Annotated in this window: 27 protein-coding genes; 17 read left to right on the forward strand and 10 right to left on the reverse strand. The window is 52.7% G+C overall.

All coding sequences use genetic code 11. The features are described from left to right. Nucleotides 1-51: 51 nt before the first annotated feature. The 4 genes from C9J03_RS15775 (at nt 52) to C9J03_RS15790 (ending at nt 2,732) form a co-directional block, all read left to right on the forward strand. On the forward strand, nt 52-729 hold the full coding sequence (locus C9J03_RS15775; protein ID WP_162845573.1) for an HAD family hydrolase: 678 nt from the start codon (nt 52-54) through the stop codon (nt 727-729). A 157-nt stretch (nt 730-886) separates the two neighbouring features. Continuing rightward, the gene (locus C9J03_RS15780) at nt 887-1,291 is read left to right on the forward strand and encodes a hypothetical protein (RefSeq protein ID WP_044624078.1); all 405 of its coding nucleotides are present in this window, start codon (nt 887-889) and stop codon (nt 1,289-1,291) included. Nucleotides 1,292-1,409: 118 nt separating this feature from the next. Beyond that, nucleotides 1,410-1,748: a nitrogen regulatory protein P-II gene (glnB, locus tag C9J03_RS15785; protein ID WP_039459737.1), complete on the forward strand. Its 339-nt coding sequence runs from the start codon at nt 1,410-1,412 to the stop codon at nt 1,746-1,748. Nucleotides 1,749-2,255: 507 nt separating this feature from the next. After that, a complete protein-coding gene (locus C9J03_RS15790; protein WP_044624077.1) occupies nt 2,256-2,732 on the forward strand; it encodes a Dps family protein in 477 nt (158 codons plus the stop codon). A gap of 124 nt (nt 2,733-2,856) precedes the next feature. Here the strand turns inward: C9J03_RS15790 and C9J03_RS15795 are convergent, their stop codons facing one another. Continuing rightward, nucleotides 2,857-3,474, reverse strand: a complete 618-nt coding sequence (locus tag C9J03_RS15795) for a YitT family protein (protein WP_082060666.1) — start codon at nt 3,472-3,474, stop codon at nt 2,857-2,859. 444 nt (nt 3,475-3,918) lie between these two features. Between C9J03_RS15795 and glyA the strand changes: the two genes are divergently transcribed. The 10 genes from glyA (at nt 3,919) to C9J03_RS15845 (ending at nt 13,600) form a co-directional block, all read left to right on the forward strand. Then, the gene (gene glyA, locus C9J03_RS15800; protein ID WP_044624076.1) at nt 3,919-5,169 is read left to right on the forward strand and encodes a serine hydroxymethyltransferase; all 1,251 of its coding nucleotides are present in this window, start codon (nt 3,919-3,921) and stop codon (nt 5,167-5,169) included. Between the two features lie 164 nt (nt 5,170-5,333). Next, a complete protein-coding gene (gene nrdR, locus C9J03_RS15805; protein ID WP_039460556.1) occupies nt 5,334-5,783 on the forward strand; it encodes a transcriptional regulator NrdR in 450 nt (149 codons plus the stop codon). A gap of 48 nt (nt 5,784-5,831) precedes the next feature. Then, nucleotides 5,832-6,980, forward strand: coding sequence for a bifunctional diaminohydroxyphosphoribosylaminopyrimidine deaminase/5-amino-6-(5-phosphoribosylamino)uracil reductase RibD (gene ribD / locus C9J03_RS15810; RefSeq protein ID WP_044624075.1), 1,149 nt, complete (start codon nt 5,832-5,834; stop codon nt 6,978-6,980). An 8-nt stretch (nt 6,981-6,988) separates the two neighbouring features. Continuing rightward, nucleotides 6,989-7,645, forward strand: coding sequence for a riboflavin synthase (locus tag C9J03_RS15815; RefSeq protein WP_044624074.1), 657 nt, complete (start codon nt 6,989-6,991; stop codon nt 7,643-7,645). A 35-nt stretch (nt 7,646-7,680) separates the two neighbouring features. Continuing rightward, complete coding sequence (gene ribBA / locus C9J03_RS15820) at nt 7,681-8,784, forward strand: bifunctional 3,4-dihydroxy-2-butanone-4-phosphate synthase/GTP cyclohydrolase II (RefSeq protein WP_044624073.1); 1,104 nt, start codon at nt 7,681-7,683, stop codon at nt 8,782-8,784. Nucleotides 8,785-8,958: 174 nt separating this feature from the next. Then, nucleotides 8,959-9,429: a 6,7-dimethyl-8-ribityllumazine synthase gene (ribH, locus tag C9J03_RS15825; protein ID WP_039460564.1), complete on the forward strand. Its 471-nt coding sequence runs from the start codon at nt 8,959-8,961 to the stop codon at nt 9,427-9,429. Further along, on the forward strand, nt 9,429-9,896 hold the full coding sequence (gene nusB / locus C9J03_RS15830) for a transcription antitermination factor NusB (protein WP_039460566.1): 468 nt from the start codon (nt 9,429-9,431) through the stop codon (nt 9,894-9,896). The genes ribH and nusB overlap by 1 nt, the downstream gene beginning before the upstream one ends. Before the next feature lie 62 nt (nt 9,897-9,958). Continuing rightward, the gene (gene thiL, locus C9J03_RS15835; RefSeq protein ID WP_044624072.1) at nt 9,959-10,930 is read left to right on the forward strand and encodes a thiamine-phosphate kinase; all 972 of its coding nucleotides are present in this window, start codon (nt 9,959-9,961) and stop codon (nt 10,928-10,930) included. Nucleotides 10,931-10,933: 3 nt separating this feature from the next. Next, nucleotides 10,934-11,419 (forward strand): phosphatidylglycerophosphatase A, encoded by a 486-nt coding sequence (gene pgpA / locus C9J03_RS15840; RefSeq protein WP_044624071.1) that lies wholly within the window; start codon nt 10,934-10,936, stop codon nt 11,417-11,419. A 114-nt stretch (nt 11,420-11,533) separates the two neighbouring features. Next, entirely contained in the window at nt 11,534-13,600 is a 2,067-nt protein-coding gene (locus tag C9J03_RS15845) for a hypothetical protein (RefSeq protein ID WP_231580687.1), read from the forward strand. A 72-nt stretch (nt 13,601-13,672) separates the two neighbouring features. Here C9J03_RS15845 and dxs read toward each other — a convergent pair whose 3' ends face one another. Genes dxs through xseB form a run of 3 tightly spaced genes read right to left on the reverse strand, consistent with a single transcriptional unit; the run spans nt 13,673 to nt 16,694 of the window. Beyond that, on the reverse strand, nt 13,673-15,532 hold the full coding sequence (gene dxs, locus C9J03_RS15850; protein WP_044624069.1) for a 1-deoxy-D-xylulose-5-phosphate synthase: 1,860 nt from the start codon (nt 15,530-15,532) through the stop codon (nt 13,673-13,675). A gap of 24 nt (nt 15,533-15,556) precedes the next feature. Next, the gene (gene ispA, locus C9J03_RS15855) at nt 15,557-16,459 is read right to left on the reverse strand and encodes a (2E,6E)-farnesyl diphosphate synthase (protein WP_044624068.1); all 903 of its coding nucleotides are present in this window, start codon (nt 16,457-16,459) and stop codon (nt 15,557-15,559) included. Next, nucleotides 16,452-16,694, reverse strand: a complete 243-nt coding sequence (xseB, locus tag C9J03_RS15860; RefSeq protein ID WP_039460575.1) for an exodeoxyribonuclease VII small subunit — start codon at nt 16,692-16,694, stop codon at nt 16,452-16,454. The genes ispA and xseB overlap by 8 nt, the downstream gene beginning before the upstream one ends. Nucleotides 16,695-17,012: 318 nt before the next feature. Here xseB and pomA point away from each other — a divergent pair, with 318 nt between their 5' ends. The 3 genes from pomA to thiI all read left to right on the forward strand — a co-directional run bounded on the left by pomA (nt 17,013) and on the right by thiI (nt 20,369). Further along, nucleotides 17,013-17,774 carry a flagellar motor protein PomA gene (gene pomA / locus C9J03_RS15865; RefSeq protein WP_039460577.1) on the forward strand — a complete coding sequence of 254 codons (762 nt, stop codon included), beginning with the start codon at nt 17,013-17,015 and terminating at the stop codon, nt 17,772-17,774. A 9-nt stretch (nt 17,775-17,783) separates the two neighbouring features. After that, a complete protein-coding gene (locus C9J03_RS15870) occupies nt 17,784-18,704 on the forward strand; it encodes a flagellar motor protein MotB (RefSeq protein WP_039460579.1) in 921 nt (306 codons plus the stop codon). A gap of 216 nt (nt 18,705-18,920) precedes the next feature. Beyond that, nucleotides 18,921-20,369: a tRNA uracil 4-sulfurtransferase ThiI gene (gene thiI / locus C9J03_RS15875; RefSeq protein ID WP_039460582.1), complete on the forward strand. Its 1,449-nt coding sequence runs from the start codon at nt 18,921-18,923 to the stop codon at nt 20,367-20,369. Nucleotides 20,370-20,650: 281 nt separating this feature from the next. Here thiI and yajL read toward each other — a convergent pair whose 3' ends face one another. From yajL to C9J03_RS15905, 6 genes are all read right to left on the reverse strand, one after another. Then, nucleotides 20,651-21,274 (reverse strand): protein deglycase YajL, encoded by a 624-nt coding sequence (yajL, locus tag C9J03_RS15880; RefSeq protein WP_044624067.1) that lies wholly within the window; start codon nt 21,272-21,274, stop codon nt 20,651-20,653. Next, nucleotides 21,264-22,178: a 2-dehydropantoate 2-reductase gene (gene panE / locus C9J03_RS15885; RefSeq protein ID WP_044624066.1), complete on the reverse strand. Its 915-nt coding sequence runs from the start codon at nt 22,176-22,178 to the stop codon at nt 21,264-21,266. Before panE ends, yajL begins: the two co-directional genes overlap by 11 nt. Nucleotides 22,179-22,291: 113 nt before the next feature. After that, nucleotides 22,292-23,131, reverse strand: a complete 840-nt coding sequence (locus C9J03_RS15890; RefSeq protein WP_044624065.1) for a nucleoside-specific channel-forming Tsx family protein — start codon at nt 23,129-23,131, stop codon at nt 22,292-22,294. Nucleotides 23,132-23,438: 307 nt separating this feature from the next. Next, the gene (locus C9J03_RS15895) at nt 23,439-24,221 is read right to left on the reverse strand and encodes a nucleoside-specific channel-forming Tsx family protein (protein ID WP_044624064.1); all 783 of its coding nucleotides are present in this window, start codon (nt 24,219-24,221) and stop codon (nt 23,439-23,441) included. Nucleotides 24,222-24,565: 344 nt separating this feature from the next. Further along, on the reverse strand, nt 24,566-25,939 hold the full coding sequence (locus C9J03_RS15900) for an AmpG family muropeptide MFS transporter (protein WP_044624063.1): 1,374 nt from the start codon (nt 25,937-25,939) through the stop codon (nt 24,566-24,568). A 186-nt stretch (nt 25,940-26,125) separates the two neighbouring features. Further along, on the reverse strand, nt 26,126-26,488 hold the full coding sequence (locus C9J03_RS15905) for a hypothetical protein (protein WP_044624062.1): 363 nt from the start codon (nt 26,486-26,488) through the stop codon (nt 26,126-26,128). Between the last annotated feature and the right edge of the window lie 2 nt (nt 26,489-26,490).

A 26,490-nucleotide genomic window follows, 5' to 3' on the forward strand; every position in this document is an offset into this window, starting at 1 on the left:
TCAGGTGAATAATCGATGGGGCATAAGTCCAAAGTGGGTGCTGGAGGTGTAATGATTTTTTTCGATCTCGACAATACCCTGCTTGATCATGATGGCGCGGAGCAAGACGCCATTCGTGATTTCGCCAAGCGTTACCGTGATGAAATTATTGACTGCCCAGACGGTATCGAAGTGATGTGGCGGGCAATTACTGACCAAAAGCGCCAGCAGTGGCGGGCCGGAAAGCTCAACTTCGAAGGGCTGCGTCGGGCCCGGATCAGTGCCTTGTTCCGCCGCCCGCTCAGTGAAGAGTTGGCGGACGAGCTGATTGCAGAGTACTACGCCAATTACCGCCAATACTGGCGCTTGTTTCCCGATGTCCTGCCAGCACTGAAGAAGCTGCGCAATGTCGCTCCGCTTGCCATCATCACCAATGGTTTTACCTATCATCAGGAAGCGAAATTACAGGTGACAGGGATCCGCGAGTATTTCTCGTTCTTGGTGATCTCGGAGCAGGTGGGGGCCGCCAAGCCAGACCCGAAAATCTTCCAGCATGCACTGAAGCAAAGCGGCAAAACAGCGCAGGAGTGCTGGTATATCGGCAATCACCCTTTCAATGATGCCATGGCAGCCAGCGAGCTGGGGTTCAAAGCGGTGTGGCTTAACCGCTATAAGCGTGATACCAAAGTCTCGACCCGGGTGGTTAGAAGCCTTGAAGGGCTGGTGGATTTGGTTACCGTGCATTACTAGTGAGGGAACCTATTGTCAAACCAAGGTCTAATCAAGAGAAGGGAAACTCCCCCCAAAATAGATTGAATAATTGTTGTACTGGTTAAAATACCCGCATAAAATGTGCGCTCATTTTTGCGGGCTCTAAATGTCATTACCTCATGGAAGAGAGACAACAATGGATGTAACACGTCGTGGACTGCGTTTTGCCACCAAGGGGCTAGCAGTACTTGTAATGATTTGCCTGGTAAGATACGCCGACAACTTTGTGTTGATTTTCAGCCTAAACCAGGTCGGCATTGTGCCAAGCTTCATCGCACTCTTGGTCTTACTTTCCGGTATCGGTGCGATATTGGGTCTTAGCCGCGGCAATCGCTGGGGCTTCATCCCGCTGTACTTTTTTATTCCCGCCGTCACCATGTTTTTCAACTATAGCCTGATCCCTTACCTGCCTCAGTTGGTAACTCCTGAGTTTCGCAGTATCGTGATCTTTTTCCTCAACAGTAGCGTGCTACTTTTTTCTGTTCTGCTATTGCTGAAAATGATGGACAGTGATGTCATATTCTCGATAGAAAAATACTGAAACGCTGATCTTTCAGCCCCAGGCTTTTGATATACTTCAGCTTAAATCAAACAGGTCGTTGGCAGGTCCCCAGTTCCAACTTTGCCAAATGCCTCCTGCTCAGCAAAGGATGATGAGAATGAAAAAAATTGAAGCCATCATCAAGCCGTTCAAGCTTGACGATGTTCGCGAAGCCCTAGCCGATGTCGGTATCACCGGTATGACCGTCTCTGAAGTTAAAGGTTTCGGCCGCCAGAAAGGCCACACCGAGCTCTACCGTGGTGCCGAATACATGGTCGACTTCCTGCCGAAAGTGAAGCTGGAAATCGTCGTGGCCGATGAAGTGGCCGATCAGTGTGTCGATACCATCATCGAAACCGCCCAAACCGGTAAGATCGGTGACGGCAAGATCTTCATGTTTGACGTCGAGCGCGTGGTGCGTATCAGGACTGGTGAGGAAGACGAAGACGCTATCTAAATTAAGATGATAGCTTCGTTATTTCGCTCAATAACTTTATCGGGAGTGCTCATTTATGCGTATAAACTCCGCGCTCCCTCTGTGTTCTTGAGCGAAATCTCTTTGCCCTCATCTCAATTGCTCAATTCAAACTCCGCGCTTCCTCTTAGCCTGAGAATGAAACAGCATAGCCAAAGTCGATTTGGCTGAATAAACTCCGCGCTCCCTCTGTGTTCTTGAGCGAAATCTCTTTGCCCTCATCTCAATTGGCCATTGGCAGGTGGCTATCGGCCAGTGGAAGAGCAAAGGGCAGGAGCAAGAGCTTGATTGGGGAAAGTTATTCCACAATCCTGAGTCGCCCATCGCCCATCGCCCATCGCCCATCGCCCATCGCCCATCGCCCATCGCCCATCGCCCATCGCCCATCGCCTGATTAATAGGTTTTGCTTATTGAATGTATAAACCAATACGAATGGAGTCTGGTTATCCCCACCCGTATTATTGAGGAAAACCAAGGGGGAAATGATTATGTCGACACACAATATGATTGGCCTGGATAGCGTTAAATCTGAAGAGCTAGCCGTTGAACTCAACAAGCTGCTGGCCAACTACCAAGTGCTATACATGAACACGCGTGGCTATCATTGGAATATCAAGGGTAAAGAGTTCTTTGAGCTGCATGTGAAATTCGAAGAGATCTATACCGATCTGCAGGTAAAAATTGATGAACTGGCCGAGCGTGTGCTGACCCTAGGGGCTACACCTTCACATAGCTTTAGTGAATATCTAGAGGTAAGCGAAATCAAAGAGCACCTTAACGCCCATACTGGTGATGAGTGTGTTGGCGGCCTGCAACAGGGCTTCCAAACCGTGTTGGGTATGCAGCGCAGTATTCTTACTTTGGCTGGTGAAGCAAATGACGAGGGCACTGCCGCGATCATGGGTGATTACATCCGTGAGCAAGAAAAGCTGATGTGGATGTTCAACGCGTATAACCGCAATTGACCCACAGCCTCTAGGCACAGCAGCACAAACGGGAATTAGGCACGAAAAAAAGAGGTCGCAGGAAGCGACCTTTTTTATGTTTTTTTAAACCTAGGATCTAGGAACAAGGGGCTAGAACCGCGCTTTATCCTGCCTGTGGCTTTAGCTCACCGCTGTAGCGGCCTGGTTTGTGGTTCATCGCCAGAACCAGGTTCAGCATGAAAGCGCCGACGACCGAGAACATCAATACCATCGGGCTGACAAGGAAGAAAGAAGCCACCAGAATAGTGATATCAATGCCCATCTGTAGCTTACCGGCCGACCAGCCCATTTTTTCCTGTAGGAACAGCACCAGCACGTTGAAGCCACCCAGGCTAGTTTTATGGCGAAATAGGATCAGCATACCCAAGCCCATCAGCAAGCCACCGATCAGGGCGCAGTAAAGTGGTTCGAGGCGGCTGATCTCCAGTACGTGGTGGAGGTTGTCGGTAATGATAGATACCAGACCGCCGGAGATCACACTGGTGATTGCAAAGCTTTTGCCCATGCGGAACCAGGCCATCAGGTAAAACGGGCAGTTCATCAAAAAGTACAGCTGGCCAAACGACAGATCGACAAACTGGCTAACCAGCAGAGCAAGGCCAGTGGTACCGCCGGTGAGAAGATCGGCTTGCTGGAGAAAGAAAACCCCTTGGGCCACGATGAAAGTACCGGTAAGAATAGCAATGATATTTTCTTTCAGTGAATGATGATAACCGCTCAAGACAACACTCCTTATGTATAGAGGTGTCATGATATAGGGCATTGATGACAAGCGTGATAGCCGACATGAAATCTGTCTGTTGGTCGGTGTACAAATTAGATTACGCTGTCGTAAAAAATTAATTTCAATCATTACTTGTAATGTGGGTATTTTAGATTTGGTTACCTACGCCGAGGGAGTGAACAACTTGAAAACAATTCATACCAAAAATGAAATAAATACCAATAAAAAGTCACAACAGGGGTATCTGATTTAGATCAAATTATGTAAAATACTGCGTTATCTACAGGCGAGACGAAAACGTTTGCGTCCGCGTGACGCCTAGCTTTGCGGTTTTTCCGTTTTTTGCCAATTTTATGTGTTTACTGCCTCTTTGTCGGCGTGGCTACTAACCGGCTTGCCAGAGACAAAAAGGACTAAAACAATCTGAGTCAGGAGATACAGATGCTAAAGCGCGACATGAATATTGCCGACTACGATGCTGAACTATTTGCAGCGATCCAGGAAGAAACGGCGCGTCAGGAAGAGCACATCGAGTTGATTGCTTCTGAAAACTACACCAGCCCACGCGTGATGGAAGCCCAGGGCTCCCAACTGACCAATAAGTATGCCGAAGGCTACCCGGGCAAGCGCTACTATGGTGGTTGTGAGTACGTTGACAAAGCCGAGCAGCTAGCGATTGACCGTGCCTGCCAGCTATTTGGTGCCGAGTACGCCAACGTTCAGCCTCACTCTGGCTCGCAAGCGAACAACGCAGTGTACATGGCGCTACTGAATGCTGGCGATACCGTTCTGGGAATGAGCCTGGCACACGGTGGCCACTTGACTCACGGCTCACCAGTTAACTTCTCCGGTAAGCTGTATAACATCATTCCTTACGGTATCGATGAGCAGGGCCAGATCGATTACGACGAGATGGAAGCCTTGGCAGTAGAGCACAAGCCAAAAATGATCATCGGTGGCTTCTCTGCCTACTCGCAGGTTGTTGATTGGAAGCGTATGCGCGAAATCGCCGATAAGGTTGGCGCTTACCTGTTTGTTGATATGGCGCATGTTGCCGGTTTGATTGCCGCAGGTGTCTACCCGAACCCGGTTCCGCATGCTCATGTGGTAACAACCACAACGCACAAGACACTGGCTGGTCCACGTGGCGGCCTAGTGCTGTCTAATGGTGGCGAAGATCTTTACAAGAAGCTGAACTCGGCGGTATTCCCGGGTGGCCAGGGCGGTCCTTTGATGCATGTGATTGCAGCGAAGGCGGTGGCATTCAAAGAAGCGATGGAGCCGGAGTTCAAAGACTACCAGGCCCGCGTGGTTGAAAATGCCAAGGCGATGGTTGGCGAGTTCCTGGAGCGCGGATACAAGATTGTTTCTGGCAGCACAGAGAATCACCTGTTCCTGGTTGATCTGATCGACAAGGGGATCACCGGTAAAGAAGCCGACGCGGCGCTGGGTGCGGCCAACATCACGGTGAACAAGAACAGCGTACCGAATGATCCGCGCAGCCCGTTTGTGACGTCGGGTATCCGTGTCGGTACGCCAGCGATCACCCGTCGTGGCTTTAGCGTTGAAGATGCCAAGCAACTGGCGAACTGGATGTGTGATGTGATGGATAACATCGACAACCCAGAAGTGATTGAAGCGACCAAGGCGAAGGTATTGGAAATCTGTCACCGCCTACCTGTTTACGCGTAATGACAGGTGCCGGTCAGCGGCGGTATTAGAACGAAAGAGGGTCTGCGGCTTGCAGGCCCTTTTTTATTGCCTGTTGGCCGCATTTTCGCGAGAAATTTTGTGGTAATAGTCTCCCCCCGTTACTGAAATGGGTTACACTGGTGCGACGAAGTTGAGGAGGCAAGATGCATTGTCCTTTTTGTGGTGCCAATGACACCAAAGTAATAGATTCTCGATTGGTGGCCGATGGCCATCAGGTTCGTCGCCGCCGTCAATGCTTGGCATGCAGTGAGCGTTATACGACGTTTGAAACGGCTGAGCTGGTGATGCCTCGGGTGATCAAAACCAATGGTAACCGTGACCCGTTCAATGAAGATAAATTGCGCGGTGGGATCCAGCGTGCGTTGGAAAAGCGCCCTGTCAGCGCCGATGACATCGAGCGCGCCATCAATACCATCAAGTCACGCCTGCGGGCGACCGGTGAGCGCGAAGTGCCGTCGGAAATGATCGGTAACCTGGTGATGGAAGCCTTGAAAGAGCTCGATAAAGTGGCTTATATCCGCTTTGCTTCTGTCTACCGCAGTTTTGAAGACATTCGTGAGTTTGGTGAAGAAATCGCTAAACTGGAAAAATAATTGATGCCGGACGAAATGCGCCGGCTTTCTAACCGATACTGAAATCCCATGTTCTCATCTATCGACCATGCCATGATGCTGCGCGCAATCTCGTTGGCGAAGAACGGTCAGTACACCACCACCCCCAACCCCAATGTCGGCTGTGTGATCGCTTACGGCGATGAAATTGTCGGCGAAGGCTATCATTATCGTGCAGGCGAACCCCATGCTGAAGTGTTTGCGCTTCGGGCTGCCGGTGAAAAGGCAAAAGGGGCAACGGCGTATGTCACACTGGAGCCTTGCTCTCACTATGGTCGCACCCCGCCATGCGCTGAAGCGCTGGTCAAGGCCGGTGTCAAACGTGTGGTCTGCGCGATGGTAGATCCCAACCCGAAAGTTGCCGGACGAGGCATTGCCATTCTGCAACAGGCGGGCATTGAGGTGCAAACCGGCTTGTTGGAGCAAGATGCCGAAGCGTTGAATCCGGGTTTTATCAAGGTGATGAAGACCGGTCTGCCGTATCTCCAGCTCAAGCTGGCAGCCAGCCTTGACGGCCGTACTGCCTTGGCCAATGGTGAAAGTAAATGGATCACGGGGCCGGCAGCCAGGGCGGATGTCCAGCGCTACCGTGCTAAGGCCGGGGCTATTTTGTCGACCAGCGCAACGGTGTTGGCCGATGACCCGTCGTTGAACGTCCGTTGGCAGGAGCTGGGTGAGGACGTGCAGCAAGTGTACCCGCAGGCAGAGCTGCGCCAGCCGGTGAGGGTGGTGATTGACAGCCAGAACCGGGTGACACCGCAGCACCGTCTGATTAGCCTGCCGGGCACAACGCTACTGGCAAGAAAGCAGGCCGATACGTTGGAATGGCCGCAGGATGTAGAACAACTGGTTATGCCAGAAGGTGAGGGGATTGACCTCCACGCGCTTATGATTGAGTTGGCTAAGCACAATATCAACCATATCTGGGTGGAAGCGGGCGCCGGGCTTGCTGGTGGCCTGTTGCAGGCGGGGTTGGTGGATGAGCTGATCCTGTACCAGGCCCCAAAATTGATGGGTAGCGATAGCCGTGGTCTGGTGGATCTCAACGGACTGGTGTCGATGGCCCAGGTTCCCGAACTGACCATCTCGGATGTACGAATGGTCGGCGGTGATGTGCGTATCACTTCCCGTATTCAGCATCACATCCAATCTGATTTACTCAATGCAGACAAAGAATAAGGTTTGACATGTTTACTGGCATTATTGAAGCCGTGGGTACGATTACGGCCCTGACCCCAAAAGGCAAAGACATTTCTGTGACGGTGGACTCCGGCAAGCTGGACCTATCCGATGTAAAATTGGGTGACAGTATTGCCACCAACGGTGTGTGTCTGACTGTGGTAGCACTGACTGGCTCGGGCTACGTGGCTGATTTGTCGCTAGAAACCCTTAAGCGTACCGCATTTGTCAATTACCGTACTGGGCAGAAGGTTAACCTCGAGAAAGCCATGCTGCCAACCACTCGCTTCGGTGGCCATATGGTATCTGGTCATGTCGATGATGTGGCCGAGGTGATTGAGCGTACCCATACCGGCCGTGCGATTGAGTTTTGGCTCAAGGCTCCAGCACATTTGGCGAAGTATATTTCGGAGAAAGGCTCGGTGGCTGTCGATGGCATTAGCCTGACGGTCAATGCGATCCGGGGCGACGAGTTCAAGCTGACCATCGTGCCGCATACCGCTTCGGAAACCACCATGGAAGCGTTCGCCGCTGGCCGCAAGGTTAACCTGGAAGTTGACGTGATTGCCCGTTACCTCGAGCGCTTGATGCTGGGCGAGAAGGCTGCAGAGCCGAAGTCAGAAGTTTCTATGGATTTGCTGGCCCGCAGCGGGTTCCTTCGATAAACAGACAGAAGATTAACAAGAATTAAGGTAGCGATATGGCTCTAAGCAGTGCAAAGGAAATCATCGAAGATATCCGCCTAGGTAAGATGGTTATCCTGATGGATGACGAAGATCGTGAAAATGAAGGCGATCTGATCATTGCGGCGGAAAAAATCACCCCCGAGGCAATTAACTTCATGGCCCGCCATGGTCGTGGTTTGATCTGCCTGACCTTGACCAAGTCGCGCTGTAAGCAGCTTAAACTGCCTCTCATGGTGCAGGACAATACCGAGCAGTTCAGCACCAACTTCACCGTGTCGATTGAAGCGGCTGAAGGCGTGACGACGGGGATTTCGGCATCAGACCGCGCTGTGACCGTGCAGGCGGCCGTGGCGCCTGATGCGTCGCCAGCTGATATTGTGATGCCCGGCCATATCTTCCCACTGATGGCGCAGGAAGGCGGTGTTCTTGCACGTGCCGGTCACACCGAAGCCGGCTGTGATGTGGCCCGTTTGGCAGGCCTTGAGCCAGCGAGCGTGATTGTTGAGATCCTCAACGAAGACGGCACCATGGCGCGCCGCCCAGATCTTGAAGTCTTTGCTGAGCAGCACGGCCTGAAGCTGGGCACTATTGCGGATTTGATTGAGTACCGCAACAACAACGAGACCACTATCGAGCGTGTCGCGCAGTGTACCCTGCCAACCGAATTCGGTGATTTCGAGATGATCACTTACCGTGACACCATCGACAACCAGGTTCATTACGCACTGCAAAAAGGCGAGGTTGTTGACGGTGAGCCGACCTTGGTCCGTGTTCACCTGCAAGATACGTTCAAGGATATTCTCCACTCCGGGGCGACCCAGTGGACGTTGCCGTCGGCGATGCAGCGTATTGCCGACGAAGGTGGGGTATTGGTGGTTCTGAGCAAGGCAGAAAGCCAGGAATCGATCATTACCAAGGTACAGCACATGGCGGCTCAGGAAGAAGGCAAGCCGGGTGTGAAATTGAACCCGAAAGATCAATCGCGCCAAGTGGGTGTCGGCTCTCAAATCTTGGCCGACCTGGGCATTTCAAAAATGCGTCTGCTGTCATCGAGCACCCAGCGTTACCATTCGCTATCGGGTTTTGGCCTCGAAGCAGTTGAATATATTTGCGAATAATATAGGCGGGCACAGTGCCCGCTGTTGTCTGAAACATTTGCCCATTTATTAAATTGAACATTGCCGGTACAGGGCGGGCGGGGGCTGAAATATGCTAATTGGTATAACGCACAAAGTGTGATAGACTCCCGCGGTTTCTCATACCGGAAAAATGACATAGTCACAGGAAGGCCCATGAAGGTAATCGAAGGCGCCATCGCGGCACCAAACGCAAAAGTTGCTATCGTAATTTCACGCTTTAACAGCTTCATCAATGAAAGCTTGCTGGAAGGCGCGCTAGACGCTCTGAAACGTCAGGGTCAGGTAAGCGACGACAACATCACTGTTGTTCGTTGTCCGGGTGCATACGAGCTTCCGCTTGTGGCACAGCAAGTTGCTAAAAGCGATCGTTATGACGCTATCGTTGCGCTTGGCTCTGTGATCCGTGGCGGTACGCCACATTTTGATTATGTTGCCGGTGAGTGTAACAAAGGTCTGGCACAGGTTGCGCTTGAGTACAATACTCCAGTAGCATTCGGTGTTCTGACTGTAGATTCTATCGAACAAGCCATTGAGCGTGCCGGTACCAAGGCTGGTAATAAAGGGGCAGAGGCTGCACTAAGCGCGCTTGAAATGGTTAATGTCCTGTCCCAAATTGAATCCTAATGGGGGTTAGTGTGAAACCAGCCGCACGTCGTAACGCACGTCACTTTGCTGTACAAGCAATCTATTCTTGGCAAATTACCAAAGGTAACGTTGCAGATATCGAGCAACATTTCCTTTCTGGCGACAACTTTGAAGAAGAAGAGCACCAGGCAGATGCCCCGGCGCTAGCAGCACCACATACCGACGTAGCTTACTTCCGTGATCTACTGACCGGTGTTGTTCTGAACCATCAGGAGCTGGACAGCAAGATGCGTCCTTACCTGTCGCGTCCGCTTCAGGATCTGGACCAAATGGAACTGGCGCTACTTCGTCTTGCCATGTACGAGATGATGAAGCGTGATGACGTACCATTCAAAGTGGTGATCAACGAAGCAATCGAACTGGCGAAAGCCTTCGGTGCAGAAGACAGCCACAAGTTTGTGAATGGTGTGCTGGACAAGGCAGCACCATCACTTCGCAAGAAGTAATCACAACATGATTGTAAAAGGCCAGCAATGCTGGCCTTTTTTCTGTCTACCCAAAGAAGAATATGGCAAACGAATTTGATCTGATCGCCCGGTACTTTGAGCACCAGGCCGTGAAACGAAAAGATGTGCCTTTGGCAATCGGTGACGATTGTGCCTTGCTGGAGGTACCGGAAGGGAGCCAGCTGGCCGTCAGTACCGACTCGCTGGTTGCGGGGACCCACTTTCTGGCCGAGGCTGATCCGGCCTGGGTTGCCCACAAGGCCCTGGCCTCCAACCTCAGTGATTTGGCCGCCATGGGGGCGACGCCGGCTTGGGTTTCGCTGGCTCTGACTATGCCCAAGCCTGATGAGGCCTGGCTGGCAGGGTTCTGCGAGGGCTTTTTCGCCTTGGCCGAGTATTACAATGTCCAGCTAGTGGGCGGTGACACCACCAAGGGGCCGCTTAGTATCACCCTGACCGTGCATGGTTTTATTCCTAAGGGTAAAGCCTTGACCCGCAGCGGCGCCCACTCCGGTGACTGGATCTACGTCACTGGAAATTTGGGGGATAGTGCCGCCGGCCTGGCATTGCTGCTGGGACAGAGGACAGTCGATGATCCGATGCTCGAGTCCATTTTGCTTGAGCGCCACCATAAGGCAGAGCCTCGTATTCTGGCTGGACAGGCATTGCGCGGAATAGCCTCGGCCGCATTGGATATCTCAGATGGCCTGATTAGCGACCTTGGGCATATTTTGCAACGCTCAGGGGTGTCAGCAGAAATTGACGTTGATAAACTACCTCTTTCGCCAGAGCTGGAAGCCTTTGAGCCTGAGCGGGATAAAGCGTTGCAGCTAGCCTTGGCCAGTGGCGAAGAATATGAGTTGTGCTTTACGGTGCCGGAGCAGAATAGGGGCGCAGTAGATATCGCCTTGGCCCACAGTGGCGTAAAGGCAACCTGTATTGGTCAGTTGCGACCGGGACAGGGGACTCGCTTGGTACGCGATGGCCAGCCGCTCAACTGGCAGCTGCACGGATATGATCATTTTGCGGAGTAAATTGTGGCAAACCCGAAAGACAAGATTAACCTGAAAAACCCATGGCATTTGTTGGCGACCGGCTTTGGTAGCGGCCTTTCTCCAATCATACCGGGTACCATGGGAACCGTGGCTGCGATCCCGTTGTATTTGCTGATGGTGCAGTTGCCTTTCACGGTCTACCTGCTGATCACCGTGGTGGCTGCCTTTATCGGTATTACGATTTGCCAGAAAACCTCTGATGATATGGGTGTCCATGATCATGGCAGCATTGTCTGGGATGAGTTCGTCGGTTTCTGGATCACCATGGCGATAGCCCCTGTTGTTAGTTGGCAGTGGGTTCTGGCGGGGTTTGTGCTGTTCCGCTTTTTCGATATGGTTAAGCCATGGCCGATCAGCTGGCTCGACAAGCATGTCCACGGTGGGCTTGGCATCATGGTCGATGATATATTGGCCGGTTTCATGGCGATGATTGCCCTATGGGGCATTGGCCACTGGCTGGGTTGGTAACCCAGTATTCTTGCCTTGATGAGATTGAAGCCGTGCACTAGCACGGCTTTTTTTATTTCTAATTCAGTGGGCTAAGCTTTAAGGGGCTAGAGGAGAAGGCACTATGGAGAGGGCATGATCAGGAAATATCGAGAATGGGGAGGGTTGATAGCCATGATCCCCGTCTTAGCCTACGGCCAGATCTTCCCTTCGACTGGGGCGGCCTGGGTGCTACCGGGCAGTTGGCAAGATGCGGTGATTGACGGCAAGCCGGTCACGGCCGAGCAGGTAAAAGCCTGGGAGAGCCAGCATGCCGATGTGGTTTTCGGTAGCATGCAAGATCGGGCGATGAACCAGAAGATGAACGCGATGGGGTATATGTATGCCCACAAGTTTGACTGCCGTCCGGGTAAGCAAGAGGCTTGGCTGAGCCGCCAGGCTTTTCTCGCTGGAGTAGACGTGGAAGAGGGGTATCTGCACTTTGCCGAAGATACCGTGTTGCTGATGGATAAGCCAAGCTCGGGAATGGCCTACCTGCTTGAGGGGCATCCCTATCACTTGCTTCTGGTTCGCAACCACCAATTCTCCACGGCACGATTGCCGATTGATTTGCAGGCCGGCGATCAGCTCATTGTCATGTCGTCATATCCCTTTGATGCTTTTGAACTGGAGGCCGATAGCCTGCCCCGTGTCTCTCGCCATGTAGCCGATGACACCGGCGCCGTTGGGCGATGGCAGCCCGTAGCGGTGAGTTGGCAGGCCGAGGGCTCTAGTTCAAGCCTAGGAACGTTTGTGCCGGGCGGGGCATGGCACAGTGCCTTTCCCCGCTATCTAGGGCGGGAGCTCAACACCGGCGATCCCGGCCTGGCTGCAGGGCTGAGGGTATGGATGCTATCGCTGTCTTGGCCGCAGGCCAGTCGGCTTGACACCCTGGCCATCTCTCCTTGGCTTGCGGTTTCGCAGACCGGGCAACAGCAGGGCCTTGCCATTCCCGGCTGGGATCCCCGTAACGATAAGAATAGTGACGGCTATGTCGATGAGCATGAATTTTCGGTACGTGCCAATGTCAGTGCATCGGCCCGCTTCCGCCATCAAGCAAGGCTGATCCCGGCAGGCTATTTATGGCCGGGAACCTGCTGGTATCGGGTCAACTTGCTCGATAGCGCATTCAATACCCTTCATGCCCAGTGGTACCAACAGGATTGGCAGCGGCAGGGGCTGTCTGGAGCTTACAACGATGATATGGCGAAGTTGTTGGGTGACAACCAGTTCAAGGTGGTGTCGGGCGGTAAAATCAATGAGCTGCCGTATGTCGCCGGAAGTCAGCAGGCCGAGTACGATTATGCGATGCAGCTTGCTGGCTTTCTTAAGCAAGTCAAGTCCCTGACTGGTACCCGGTGGCTGGCTGCCAATATCTCCGAGCTCAACCTGTGGCACTATGAAGCCTGGCCGCCGGCACTGAGGGAAGTGATTGATGTCTGGTTGCGGGAGCACTACCTCACTCCGGCTATCGGGCTTGGACGGCTTCAGCGATATTGGGATAACTTTGCCCTAGCAGGCCAACAGGACAAGAGCTTGATCATGGCTTCCACCAAAGGGGGGAGAAGCCAGCTCTCACCAAGGGATCTATCGGCATGGCAGCAGGACATCGAAACCGGCCTGGCACTCTACTATTTGTTCAACGTCCCCGGCCAAACCTATTATCACAGCTGGAACCAGAGCTATCGTTACGGCAGTGGCCACACCGATACTGCAAATTGGCCACAGCCGGGTATGGCCAAGAATAGCGCCTATCAACCGACAGCCATGCTGAGCGTTGACATCGGTGTTCCGGAGATAGCTCCGCAAGGGACTGAGCGGGTTGTGTTCGAAGGCAAGGGGGTAGAGGCAGACTCTGCTGCAACGGCTATCGGTGGTATTCCCCTCCAGCCTTCGGGCTGGTATTGGCTTCAGCGTAGTGGCTGGTTTAGTGATTTCCCCAAGCAGGGGGTGATTGCCCGCCGCTACAGCAAGGGGCTCGTTGTCTATCGGGGAGCCAGGGAGCGCAATCAATCCGACTTCTTCGCAACCGAGCCGCTTGATGTCAGTCTGGATGGACATTACCAGCGAGTTAATTTTGATGGCAGCTTGGGACCTGCGGTTAGCCAAGTGTCGCTAAGCGGCTATCAGGGAATGATCTTGAAACGAGTTGGCGACAACTAGCCGAGATAAAAAGCCCCAAGCAACCAGAGTTGCTTGGGGCCCGGAGTGTAGCTGTTATCGCTGGGTGTCGGCTTAGTCGAGATAAGCGCGGATCTGTTTCTCGATCCCCGGGCCGTCAATTTCCAGCATCGCATGGAGTTCGGCTTGGGTGCCTTGTTCAATGAAGCGGTCCGGCAGGCCGAGGTTCAGTACCGGCTTGAGCACCTTCTGTTTCATCAGGAACTCGTTGACACCGCTGCCTGCACCGCCGGCGATGGCATTTTCTTCCACCGTGACCAACACGTCGTGGCTGGCAGCCAGCTCGAGGATCAGAGCCTCATCCAGCGGTTTGACAAAGCGCATGTCGGCGACGGTTGCATTGAGGCTTTCGGCGGCCTCAAGCGCGTAGCTCAGCATGGTGCCGAAATTGAGGATAGCGACTTTCTCGCCTTGGCGGCGAACCACCCCTTTACCGATTGGCAGTGCTGTCATTTCTCGCGCGGGCGCAATGCCTGTTCCGCTACCGCGAGGGTAACGTACCGCACACGGGCCTTGGTGCTGGTGGCCGGTGTAGAGCATCTGGCGGCACTCGTTTTCATCGCTCGGCGCCATGATCACCATATTCGGAATGCAGCGCATGAAGCTCAGGTCGAAGGCCCCCTGGTGGGTCTGGCCGTCGGCACCGACCAGTCCGCCGCGGTCGATGGCAAACATGACCGGCAGATCCATAATGGCGATATCGTGGATCAGCTGATCGTAGCCCCGCTGCAGGAAGGTCGAATAAATCGCCACAACCGGGTGGTAGCCACCAATCGCCATACCCGTGGCCAGGGTCACGGCATGCTGCTCGGCAATTGCCACGTCAAAATACTGCGACGGGTACTCTTTGGAGAAGCGGACCATGCCAGAGCCTTCGCGCATCGCCGGCGTGATAGCCATCAGCTTATCATCCTGCTCGGCCATGTCGCACAGCCAGTCACCGAAGACATTGGAGAAGGTCGGTTGGCTTTTCGCTTTCGGGATCGGGTTCTGGCTCAGATCAAACTTGGGTACCGCGTGGTAGTTGATCGGATCGGCCTCGGCAGGGGCATAGCCTTTGCCTTTCTTGGTCATGATGTGCAGGAACTGCGGTCCCTTGAGGTTGCGCATGTTCTTGAGGGTTTTGACCAGCTCTTCGACATCGTGCCCGTCAATTGGGCCGATGTAATTAAAGCCCAGCTCTTCGAACATGGTGCCAGGAACCACCATGCCCTTGAGGTGCTCTTCGGCACGTCTCACCAGCTCTTTGATCGGCGGCGCACCGGAAAGGACTTTTTTACCGCCTTCACGGATAGTGGTGTAAAGGTTACCGGACAGCAGGCGCGCAAGGTGGTTGTTCAAGGCGCCGACATTTTCCGAAATCGACATTTCGTTGTCGTTGAGGATCACCAGCATGTCCGAATGGACATCACCGGCATGGTTCATTGCCTCGAAAGCCATCCCGGCGGTGATGGCACCGTCACCAATGACACTGACGACCTTGCGGCCCAGACCTTCTTTTTCCGCGGCGATAGCCATCCCCAGACCGGCACTGATCGAGGTTGACGAATGACCGACCGACAGGACATCGTATTCGCTTTCTTCACGCCACGGGAAGGGGTGTACCCCGCCTTTCTGGCGGATAGTCGGCATCTGATCACGACGACCGGTAAGGATCTTGTGCGGATAGGCCTGGTGGCCGACATCCCAGATCAGGTGATCGAAGGGGGTGTTGTATACATAATGCAGAGCGACGGTTAACTCGACGGCTCCCAGGCCAGAGGCAAAGTGGCCACTGCTCTGGCTGACCGAGTTCAGTAGGTAGGTACGTAGCTCGTCGCACACCGCCGGCAGGCTCTCTGCTGGCAGCAGGCGTAACTCATCTGGTGTGTTGGCCAACGCCAGATGAGGGTATTTTGAAATATCCAGTGTCATAACATTCACGGCGCTTTGCTGTTTTTAGTTATTGCGCTCGATGACGTATCGGGCAAAAACTTCTAATTGTTCTGTATTGTAAGGGATTGCACTCAATGCGTGTAGTGCCTGTTGGTACAGTTGCTGAGCTTTTGCCTTTGCGCCATCCAACCCGAGAAGAGCAGGATAGGTACTTTTTTCCAGCTCGATATCTGAACCTTGCGGCTTGCCCAAGGTTTCGGTATCACTTATTACATCTAGAATATCGTCTTGAACCTGAAACGCCAAACCAATTGCATCGGCATAGGCATTTAGGTGGGGCAGAACAGCAAGTCCTTTGTCTCCGGCTGCCAGCGCTCCCAGGCGAACCGCGCAGCGGATCAGCGCCCCGGTTTTGTGGCGATGGATGGTTTCGAGCCGCTCAAGGCCCACCTGTTTGCCTTCAGCATCCAGATCAAGGGCCTGGCCCATACACATACCGCTGGCCCCGGAGGCTTTGGCCAGTTCTCGGATCATGGTGACCCGCTGGGCTTCGCCGTCGGCACTCAATGGGCCCGAGGCCAGAATATCAAACGCCAGGGTTTGCAGCGCGTCACCGGCCAGAATCGCCGTCGCTTCATCGAAAGCAACATGGCAGGTCGGCTGGCCGCGGCGCAGATCGTCGTTATCCATCGCCGGGAGATCATCATGGATCAGTGAGTACGCATGGATGCATTCCACCGCAGCGGCCGGTGTATCGAGATCAGCCACGTTGGCACCGAGCATTTCACCGGTCACATAGGTGAGGAACGGACGGGCGCGTTTGCCGCCAAGCAGGGCACCGTGTTTCATCGCTTTGATCAGCGGTAGGTCGGCAAAGGGCTGGGTATCGATCCAGTCCCCGAGTTGCTGGTTGCTACGCGCTTGGTAAAACTGGAGTGATTGCGACAGTGATGGCGTGTTATTCATTATTTGCATCAAATTTGGTCAGGGGAGCTTCGTCGTCTGCCTGAAGCAGGATTTCAACGCGCTGTTCGGCTTGGGTCAGCTTTTGTTGGCTGGTACGGGCAAGAGCAATGCCGCGCTCGAACTTTTTCAGCGCATCTTCTAGCGCAATATCACCGGATTCCAGCTCGTTGACGATTGAGTCTAGTTCATCCAATGCGGCTTCAAAGGCCATATTTTCTGGTTTTTTGGCTGCCATAGTGGTGTCGCTTCTTATATAAGTGCTCGAAAAAATAGCGTAGAGCGTATTCTGGGTCAAATTATCTCACAGTAATTTGTGTCACAAACAGGATTTTTCATTTTTTATTGGGGCAGGACTAAACCTGAGCAGCCAAGTGCCGATAACAAGGTGCAGCAAAGAGAATTGCGGGGGTGGGTTTCGTCTGGAAGCTTCCCGAAGCGTGAATAATGAACGAATGCAGCCCTTTTTGCATTGTGGCTTTGAAAGGTCACAAGGGGCTAGATACAATGTTCGCTCGAAAATGATTCCTGAGAGCAACGAACTGGAGACTACCAAGTGGATTTGGCAACCCTTATAGGATTAATTGGGGCATTTGCTTTTGTCATAATGGCGATGGTGCTTGGCGGCAGCTTTGGCATGTTCGTTGATACCCAGTCTATTTTGATTGTGTTCTGTGGTTCGCTGTTTGTAGCATTGATGCAGTATAGCGTCGGCCAGTTTTTGGGGGCGACGAAAATTGCCCTCAAGGCATTTATGTTCAAGAACGACAACCCGGAAGACTTGATTGCTAAAATCGTCGAGATGGCCGATGCCGCCCGTAAAGGTGGCTTCCTCGCGCTCGAAGAAATGGAAGTGGACAATACCTTCCTGCGCAAAGGCGTTGACTTGTTGGTGGATGGCCATGACGCCGATGTGGTAAGGGCGACACTGCAAAAAGACATCGCCTTGACCAATGAACGCCACGAGCAGGGGATCAGTATCTTCAAGGCGCTGGGCGATGTTGCGCCGGCGATGGGGATGATCGGTACGCTGATTGGTCTGGTCGCCATGCTGTCGAATATGGACGATCCTAAGTCGATTGGCCCGGCGATGGCAGTTGCCCTTCTGACTACCCTGTACGGGGCGATTTTGGCCAACATGGTGATGCTGCCCATTGCGGCGAAGCTGGGGCTGCGCAAAGATGAGGAAAAGCTCAACCGCCGCCTGATCCTCGATGGGGTGCTGGCGATTCAGGATGGCCAGAACCCGCGGGTTATCGACAGCTATTTGAAGAACTACCTCAACGAGAAAAAACGTACTATCAACGTTGACGATTAAGAAGGGCAGATGGAAGAAGAACATAAATGTCCCCCTCCGGGCCTGCCACAGTGGATGGGCACTTTTGCCGACTTGATGTCGCTGCTGATGTGTTTCTTTGTTCTGCTGCTGTCCTTTTCTGAAATGGACGTGCTGAAGTTCAAGCAGATCGCCGGTTCGATGAAATTTGCGTTCGGGGTGCAGAATATGCTGGAGGTGAAGGATATTCCCAAGGGCACCAGTGTGATCGCCCAGGAGTTCCGCCCGGGTCGGCCCGAGCCGACACCGATTGAGGTGATCATGCAGCAGACCATCGACATGACCCAGCGTACCTTGGATTTCCACGAAGGGGATTCCGACCGGGCAGGCGGGACCAAGCGTGATGCCGGCAAGCTGACCGGTGGTCAGAGTGCAGAAATCGCGACCCAGCAAAACCAGAACAACGAGTCGGAAATGTCCGAAGCCCAAGAGCAGTTGCTCGAGGTACTCAAGCAGGCCCTGAACCGCGAAGTGGAAGAAGGGGCCATCGAGGTGGAGAACCTCGGCCAGCAGGTGGTGATCCGCATCAAGGAGAAGGGTGCCTTCCCGGAAGGATCGGCCTTCTTGCAGCCGAAATTCCGTCCGCTGATCCGCCAGGTGGCGGATTTGGTCAAAGACGTGCCGGGGGTGATCCGCGTCAGTGGCCATACCGACAACCAAAAATTGGACTCAGAGCTTTATCGCTCTAACTGGGACCTCTCTGCCCAGCGCGCGGTGTCGGTCGCGCAGGAGATGGAGCAGGTTGATGGCTTCGACCATCAAAGGCTGCGGGTGGTTGGCCTGGCCGATACCCAGCCACTGAACGACAACAGCACCCCGGATGCGCGCAAGGCCAACCGTCGGGTAGAAATTTCCATCATGCAGGGCGAGCCCCACTACAGCGAAGAAATTTCCAGTCGCGGTACTCAGTAAGCCGGCTTGGTGTGATTTTACAGGCCGTCTCCCGAGCAGGAGACGGCCTTTGTTTGTTTGGGGATAAGCAACTGGCTAACGCTAAATGAAAATATGCCTACACTATATTTAAGTAGCTTGACTATATATCCTTGTTTCAGCAACAGCCTGCTTGCTGTATAATCCGCGCCTTTGATCCTTTTTGGTATTGTTTGGCCCAGTGTAGCGAAGCGTGTTATGAAATTTATCGTTAAACCCCATCCTGAGATTTTCGTAAAGAGTGAATCCGTACGTAAGCGTTTTACCAGAATCTTAGAATGTAACATTCGCATTATCCTTCAGCGTCTGTCTGATTCTATTGCGGTATACAACCGCCGCAGCCACATTGAAGTGGTGCCAAAAGACGAGAGCCTGCGTGAAGAAGTGTTGGCTGTCTTGACCCAGACTCCGGGTATTCACCATACATTGGAAGTTAAGCAAACGGATTTTACCGATCTGCACGATATCTACGAGCAGACGCTGGCCCATGTTGGTGACAGCCTAGAAGGCAAGACTTTCTGTGTGCGTGCCAAACGTACCGGTAAGCATGACTTTACCTCGATTGAGCTGGAGCGTTACGTCGGGGGCGGTTTGAACCAAGCGATTGAGTCGGCATCGGTGAAGCTGAAGAACCCGGATGTGACGGTGCGTGTCGAAGTCCAGAACGACAAGCTTAACCAGATCCTAGCCCGCCATAAAGGGTTAGGTGGCTTCCCGCTGGGGACCCAGGAAGACGTATTGAGCTTGATCTCCGGTGGTTTCGACTCGGGTGTGTCGAGCTACTTGCATATCAAGCGCGGCAGCAAAGTCCATTACTGCTTCTTCAACCTAGGCGGTCCAGCGCACGAAATCGGCGTGAAGCAGGTTTCCCACTTCTTGTGGAAGAAATTCGGTTCATCCGCTAAGGTCAAGTTTATTGCCATCGACTTCGAACCGGTAGTCGGCGAGATCCTTGAAAACATTGATGACGGCCAGATGGGCGTTGTGCTTAAGCGCATGTTCATGCGTGCAGCGGGTATGGTTGCTGAGCGCTTTGGTATCGAAGCGTTGGTAACCGGTGAAGCTCTGGGCCAGGTATCGAGCCAGACGCTGACTAACCTACGTCATATCGATAACGTGACCGATACGCTGATCCTGCGTCCGCTGATCAACTGGGATAAGGAAGACATTATCGATGTTGCCCGCCAGATCGGTACCGAAGATTTTGCCAAGACCATGCCTGAGTTCTGTGGTGTGATTTCCAAGAGCCCGACAGTCAAAGCGGTGAAAGAGAAGCTGGAAGCCGAGGAAGCGAAGTTCGATTTTACTGTTCTTGAGCGAGTGGTCACTGAGGCGCGTGTGATTGATATCCGTGACATCGAAAAAGAGAGCCAGGAGCAGGCACCGGAAATCGAGCTGGTCGACCAGATCGAGACCGACGCCGTGGTACTGGATATCCGTAGCCCGGATGAAGAGGACGAGAACCCGCTGGAAATCGACAATGTCGATGTGAAGCACCTTCCGTTCTACAAGCTGGCGACCCAGTTTGGCGATCTGCCGCAGGACAAAACGTACCTGCTGTACTGTGACCGTGGCGTAATGAGCCGTCTTCAGGCGCTGTACCTGAAAGAGAACGGCTTTGATAACGTCAAGGTGTATCGTCCGTAAGAGCGATGCGATGGTACTGTGGTGCTATGGCCCTATGGGTTTAAAGGCGGTCCATAGAAAGTTAGATACTGTGTCTATATGATTGTTCTGACATTAGCTTTTTGAATGTAAAAAGCTGATGGTTGACAATAATCATGGTTTGGGAAATCTGTCCACAGAACCACAGAACCACAGAACCACAGAACCACAGAACCAAAACAAAAACGAGAACCGTAAGGTTCTCGTTTTTTTATGTCTGTACCTCGGGCAGGACTAATTTCCTCGGCCCTATTTCCTTGGTGTTATTTTCTAGGTAAAACCGTGTAGTGCATATTCGGCCACACCACCATCGGCTCCGCGACCTCGGCGGCCTTTTCCTTGCCGGCCAGGTGGTTGATGATCTCAAACGCGAATTCCATCGCTGTCCCCGGCCCTTGGCTGGTCAGTAGACGGTGATTGATGTCGTAAACCACTCGCTTGGTACGCAGGCGCTCGGCCGGGATATGGTCGTGGAAGCTTGGGTGCGCGGTCATCAGTGCGTCGGGATAGAGCTGGTGGTGCTCAAGCACCAAGGCTGGGGCAGCGCAAATGGCGGCGACTAATTTGCCGTCGTATTTATGCTGTTTGACAAATTCAACCAGCAGCGGGCTGTCGCGGAAGCATTCGGCCCCGCCGAGGCCGCCCGGCAGGACCACGCAGTCAAACGGCTCATCGGCAATATTGACCAAGGCGGTATCGGCGACCAGCTTGATGCCGCGCGAGCCCTCCATGATCAAGGCACCATCCGAGGCGACACTGGCGGTAGTTACCGAGAAACCGGCGCGTACCAGCATATCTATGGTGGTCACGGCTTCCATTTCTTCGGTACCCGGGGCAATGCATACCGCTACCCTGATCGTTTTTGGGCGGGCGCTGTCATTGGTCATGGTATTGTTTCTCCAGTTCTTTTATTGCTTGCCACAGGCGTTGGTTGCAAGGCACAGCGATCTGGTGTGCTGCCGCCCGGGCAATAAGATATCCGCTAATATAGTCGATTTCAGTCTGTCTTTGATGGCAAACGTCCTGATTCATGGAAGAAAAGTTGCCTGCCGTTGCTTTTATCACCGTGTCGACCTGTTGCCGGAGTTCAGAGCCTGCCACTGGGTAGCCCTCTGCGGTCATGACCTCAGCTACTTCCTGGCAAATATTGGTAAGTTCGGTATCAAACTGTGCCAGTGCCAGCTCACCATTTTTGCAATTATGGAGGGCGGTTAGCGGATTGATGGCGCAGTTTATCGCCAGCTTGCGCCATAAGGGGAGGTTGATGTCGTCCTGCCACTGGCAAGGGGAAAGGGCATCATCAAAGAGCTGGCCCAGGTGCTGTAAGCGATTTCCCTGAGCAGTGATGCCGCCCAATAGGGTTGGACCGATACCGGTATGGCGTACTTCTCCCTCGCTTGGACGGAACGCGGCCTGTGCTGTTGTGGCATAAATGATAGGATTATCAGGAAGCATTTCCATTAGGGTTTGCTGGCTCCCCATGCCGTTGTGCATGACGACGACGACGGTACTGGGTCTCAGGTGGGCTTTGACCGCTTGAATAGCGGGTTGTACCTGAAACGCTTTGACGGTAACTAGCAACAGCTCACTGCTACTGAGCTGAGGCGGCTGGTTAGCGTCAAACTGATAGCTGGCTTCTGACGTGATATTGGCTGTCGCGTCAGTGCCTGATAGATGAATCGATAGTTGCTGTTTGTTATCACGCGTCCAGAAGTGGACTTCGTTTTTTGCGGCAAGTTTGCAGCCCCACAGCCTGCCGATGGCACCTGCACCGAGAATGGTGATCTTCACAACGTGCTTCCGTGTTTCGTTTCTTTAGCGTGATGATATCACTGATGGAAATGAGAAGAGAGTGTTCCGCTCTTCCCTGAGCGGAGGTAGGCAGAAGTTAGATGGGGAACCGGTCAGAATTTATAGTTGGCCGAGAGGTAGTGGCCAAATCCTGTCGTTTCGCCGGCTATCCCACCATCTTTGAACAGAGCCATATTGTCATAATATTTGAGGCCGTAGCCAAAAGCCCATTGAGGGGTATGGTAATAGATACCATTGAACCACTCAATTGACGTAGTACTACGGTTTGGATCATCGGTTATCTTTGATGCGCCGAATTTATAATCCAAGTAGCCTTGATAGGTGACAAAATGGCCGCTGGCAAAGGTGTACCAGGGCTTGAACCAGTTGGTCGACACCATGTAACCGTCCCATTTGCCCTCGTTAGCGGCGCCGAAGTTCTCGCGCACATAGCGGGCATAGGTATTGAGTCCCATCTTGCCGAACCAGGGCATCTCGATGTCAGAGCCCAGCCCGATGTAATGTTCAAACAACGCGTTATCGCCGACGTTGGTGACGGTGGAAATATAGAGTTCCTGTACCGGACCAAACGACAAGTCTTTGCCGGTCATGCCATCGATTGACAAGCGCGGGGCAAACTTGAAGAAAAAGTTGTCGGCGAAATCATCGCTGCCTTGTGGCTTGTTGCGGTCTGAGGTGCTGGAGTTGAATATGTCGAACACATCCAGGTAGCCGTATACGTCAAGCCAGCCTGAGCGGCCGCCGAACTCCATTTCAAAGTAGGTGTCATCTTGGAAGCCAAAGGGGATCTTGTTGTCGATACTTTGCATCAGGTTGAATGTTATCCATTTATAGTCGTTCTTGCGGATATCATCGGAGTAGTCGACAGCATAGCTGGTTACGGGCAGCATCAATGCTGCGCTGATACTCAAAGCGGTCAGGGTTTTATACATGATAGTGTCTCGCTAGCCATTTGCCATTGCCTGTTGAGCGCTGGTGGGCCATGTAGTCTGGCGTAGTCCAGTGCTAATTAAAGGCTAGCGGAAGTGGTCGGCGACGGGGCGCTGTCTTGCAACTGCGGCAAGGATCTTGCGTGTGAAATTCTTAAAGCTGGAAAAATGTGCCAGAAATGAACAACAAAGACAGGGTGTCTCGAAAGTAATTTCTATCTTAGATTTGAGAGACCAGGGAGTAGCAGGAGCCAGCCAAAACAAAAAAAGCACCCGAAGGTGCTTTTTCGTCAACTACGTGAGCAGCAACTTAGAACTTGTAAGTTACGCTGAAGTAGTGGCCAACGCCGCTTGATTTAAAGGCGCTTGTGTCTTTGATACCGTATACGTCTTTATACGCTTTCAGGCCGTAGCCCACTGCGTAGCGGTCAGAGTGCCAGTACAGGCCATTGAACATCGCACCGCCGTTGCTTGCTGATGCGTATTCATCTTCCATACCGAACTGGTAATCGATGTAACCTTGGTAAGAGATGAATGAGCCGTTCTCGAAGAAGTAGAATGGCTTGAACCAGTTAGTAGATACCTGGAAGCCGTTCCAGTCCTTGTGGTTTGAGTCGTAAGTACCGTAGAAGTTAAGGCCAACTTTGCCCAACCATGGCACCATGACGTCAGAACCCAGACCGATTTTCTGAGAGTTAACACCAGACATGCCGCCCCACTCCATAACAGTCGCTAGGTATAGCTCCTGTACAGGACCGAAAGACAGATCTTTGCCTGTTACCGCGTCAAGAGACATACGCGGCGCAAACTTCATGAAGATTTTTTCTGCGTTAGCTTTGTCGCTACCTGGATCACTAGTTAGGTTGAATACATCAACGTAACCGTATAGGTCGAAGATACCTGAACGGCCGCCGAATTCCATTTCTAGGTAGTCGTGAGTTGACTCGCCTGGAAGTTCGTCAACAGCCATCATCAGGTTGAACTGAGACCAGCTGTAGTCGTTTTTGTGGATGTCGTCAGAGTAATCTGCCGCATTTACTGCTGTTGCAGCTGAGGCAGCTAGAACGCTTAGTGCTACTAGTGATTTACGCATGGGTGAACTCTCGCTAATTGTGTTTTAAGACCGGACTTTTGATTGTCCGTGTTCTGTTGGCGGAGAGTTTATTGCTTTATGTCACCTTTGTGAATGTAACGATTGCGCAATCCTTTGCTAAATGTGATCTTGATCGTTTGTAATCGATTACAAAATCAGGTAAAAGTGATCTTTAGCGTGTTTTTTATGCATTTCATGGTAATTTTTCTGAACTAAGTGTGAAGAGGGGGCTCTAAGCGCACTTTTGCGAGCCCAATTAGCGATAAAAACAATGGCAAATAAAAAAGGAAGTATTCCTGCTCAACAGAATACTTCCTTTTTTGCTATTTGCTGGGGAAATGTAGCTAGTGACTCTCTGCGGCCAAGCTTCCAGTGTGCCTATTGACGATATAAATCAAGCCTAGTACCGGTAGGCCAATCAGGGCCGTGGTGAGGAAAAAGATATTGTAGCCAAACATATCGACATATAAGCCTGAGAAGCCTGCGATAAATTTCGGGAACAGCAGCATGATAGAACTGAACAAGGCGTATTGTGTCGCCGAAAAAGCCACGTTGGTCAGGCTCGACATGAAGGTAATGAAAGCCGCAGTGGCGATACCGGCGCTAAGGTTATCGAGTGAGATCACCAGGGTCAGCATCGGCAGGCTGTTGCCGATATAGCTAAAGACCATGAAAGCCAAGTTGGTAACGGCAGCGAGCACAGCACCGAGGGCAAGGATACGCATGGTCGAGTATTTGCTGACCAGGATCCCGCCGAGGCCAGCGCCGAGCAGGGTCATGATCACACCATAGACCTTGGATACCGAAGCGACTTCGGTTTTGGTAAAGCCCATGTCGACATAGAAGGCGTTGGCCATGACTCCCATTACCACATCGGAGATCCGGTAACAGCCGATCAGGGCCAGAATGAGCAAGGCCTGTTTGCCATACCGATCAAAGAAATCTTTGAATGGCATGATGGCGGCAGTATAGAACCAGGCCATAAGCCTTGCCGTGCGAGGGGAAGTCCCTTTGGCAATCAGTTCCTGGCGGAATTCTTGTTCGACATTGTCTATGGCGGAGCTATCAATAGTCGGCTCGTGGATACACAGCGCAGTCACGAGGCCAACGCCCATCAGGCTGGCCATGATGAAGTAGGCGTATTTCCAGCCTTCAGGATCATACCCGGTATTGGAGCCGAACCAGGCGGCAAAGGCCAACGCACCGGCACCGGCCATGATCATCGCCAGGCGATAGCCTGTCATGTAGGCCGCTGCCAGCGCCGCCTGCAACCGCTCCGAGGCCAACTCGATACGGTAGGCATCGATCACGATATCCTGCGAAGCCGATGAAAAGGCGACGATGACGGCAAAGATCGCCAGCTGGACTAAATCGCCCTGCGGATTGCTGACGGCCATGCCGGCTAGAGAGGCAATGATCAGCAACTGTGAGAACACCATCCAGCCTCGCCGGCGTCCGAGTAGTCCGGAAAGAACGGGAATAGGAAAGCGGTCGATAAGGGGCGACCAGATCCATTTGAAACCGTAGGCCAAGGCCACCCAACTAAAAAAACCGATATCTGTGCGGCTGACATCGGCTTCACGCAGCCAGAAAGACAAGGTACCAAATACCAGCAGCAACGGCAGGCCGGAAGAAAAGCCCAGTGCCAGCATGATAAGGACTTTTTTCTCTAGATAAACTCGCCAGCCAAGTTTTTCATTTTCAATCGATTGCTCCATGGATCCCTCAGGTCTTTCTGATTTAGCAGCCAGTAGTATAACCCCAAGCAATAGGGGTATACCCGCAAGCTACCGAGTAATTTGGTAAAAATACAGTAAAAGGTGGTGGCAAAGTATGAAACTTGTGTATTGCTGAAACAAAGCGAAAGAAAAGAGGGAAGAAAGACCAGGGTTACATGGCGCAGGTTAAGGGCGGATCCCCTGCATCTTGGCCTGACGCTCACCCAATCCCAGCAAATAATGCGCCGCCGAACTGACCTTGTATTGCATGAAATTGTTGCCCAGCAGCTCGTGCTCCTCGAGGGACTCCAGCAAGTGGATTAAGTACCAGTAGGTCGACTCGTAATGATCGTCTGGCGAGCCAGAGGGGACAGAGAGTTTCCACCATTCGTGCAGGTGTTCGGTGACGGTGGTTTTCATCGCGTCATAATTGATGCTGCCGCTGATGGTGCCCAGGGCGCTGAGGGCGATAGCGGGGGCATGATCAGCAATGTGCTGGCTGATCAATGATGCGGGGACACCTTGTTTGGAAGAGACAAGTTTGAGCATAG

The sequence above is a fragment of the Photobacterium gaetbulicola genome (assembly GCF_003025515.1).
In the GTDB taxonomy this organism is placed as follows: Bacteria; Pseudomonadota; Gammaproteobacteria; order Enterobacterales; family Vibrionaceae; genus Photobacterium; species Photobacterium gaetbulicola.

Coding starts and splice junctions, on each gene's coding strand:
- ribD (WP_044624075.1), top strand. CDS start 5,832: ATGTTCTCATCTATCGACCATGCCATGATGCTGCGCGCAATCTCGTTG.
- thiL (WP_044624072.1), top strand. CDS start 9,959: ATGGCAAACGAATTTGATCTGATCGCCCGGTACTTTGAGCACCAGGCC.
- C9J03_RS15895 (WP_044624064.1), bottom strand. CDS start 24,221: ATGCGTAAATCACTAGTAGCACTAAGCGTTCTAGCTGCCTCAGCTGCA.
- yajL (WP_044624067.1), bottom strand. CDS start 21,274: ATGACCAATGACAGCGCCCGCCCAAAAACGATCAGGGTAGCGGTATGC.
- nrdR (WP_039460556.1), top strand. CDS start 5,334: ATGCATTGTCCTTTTTGTGGTGCCAATGACACCAAAGTAATAGATTCT.
- ribBA (WP_044624073.1), top strand. CDS start 7,681: ATGGCTCTAAGCAGTGCAAAGGAAATCATCGAAGATATCCGCCTAGGT.
- C9J03_RS15775 (WP_162845573.1), top strand. CDS start 52: ATGATTTTTTTCGATCTCGACAATACCCTGCTTGATCATGATGGCGCG.
- nusB (WP_039460566.1), top strand. CDS start 9,429: ATGGGGGTTAGTGTGAAACCAGCCGCACGTCGTAACGCACGTCACTTT.
- C9J03_RS15870 (WP_039460579.1), top strand. CDS start 17,784: ATGGAAGAAGAACATAAATGTCCCCCTCCGGGCCTGCCACAGTGGATG.
- C9J03_RS15905 (WP_044624062.1), bottom strand. CDS start 26,488: ATGCTCAAACTTGTCTCTTCCAAACAAGGTGTCCCCGCATCATTGATC.
- glyA (WP_044624076.1), top strand. CDS start 3,919: ATGCTAAAGCGCGACATGAATATTGCCGACTACGATGCTGAACTATTT.
- C9J03_RS15815 (WP_044624074.1), top strand. CDS start 6,989: ATGTTTACTGGCATTATTGAAGCCGTGGGTACGATTACGGCCCTGACC.
- C9J03_RS15890 (WP_044624065.1), bottom strand. CDS start 23,131: ATGTATAAAACCCTGACCGCTTTGAGTATCAGCGCAGCATTGATGCTG.
- ispA (WP_044624068.1), bottom strand. CDS start 16,459: ATGAATAACACGCCATCACTGTCGCAATCACTCCAGTTTTACCAAGCG.
- C9J03_RS15900 (WP_044624063.1), bottom strand. CDS start 25,939: ATGGAGCAATCGATTGAAAATGAAAAACTTGGCTGGCGAGTTTATCTA.
- dxs (WP_044624069.1), bottom strand. CDS start 15,532: ATGACACTGGATATTTCAAAATACCCTCATCTGGCGTTGGCCAACACA.
- xseB (WP_039460575.1), bottom strand. CDS start 16,694: ATGGCAGCCAAAAAACCAGAAAATATGGCCTTTGAAGCCGCATTGGAT.
- C9J03_RS15790 (WP_044624077.1), top strand. CDS start 2,256: ATGTCGACACACAATATGATTGGCCTGGATAGCGTTAAATCTGAAGAG.
- C9J03_RS15780 (WP_044624078.1), top strand. CDS start 887: ATGGATGTAACACGTCGTGGACTGCGTTTTGCCACCAAGGGGCTAGCA.
- C9J03_RS15845 (WP_231580687.1), top strand. CDS start 11,534: ATGATCAGGAAATATCGAGAATGGGGAGGGTTGATAGCCATGATCCCC.
- glnB (WP_039459737.1), top strand. CDS start 1,410: ATGAAAAAAATTGAAGCCATCATCAAGCCGTTCAAGCTTGACGATGTT.
- ribH (WP_039460564.1), top strand. CDS start 8,959: ATGAAGGTAATCGAAGGCGCCATCGCGGCACCAAACGCAAAAGTTGCT.
- thiI (WP_039460582.1), top strand. CDS start 18,921: ATGAAATTTATCGTTAAACCCCATCCTGAGATTTTCGTAAAGAGTGAA.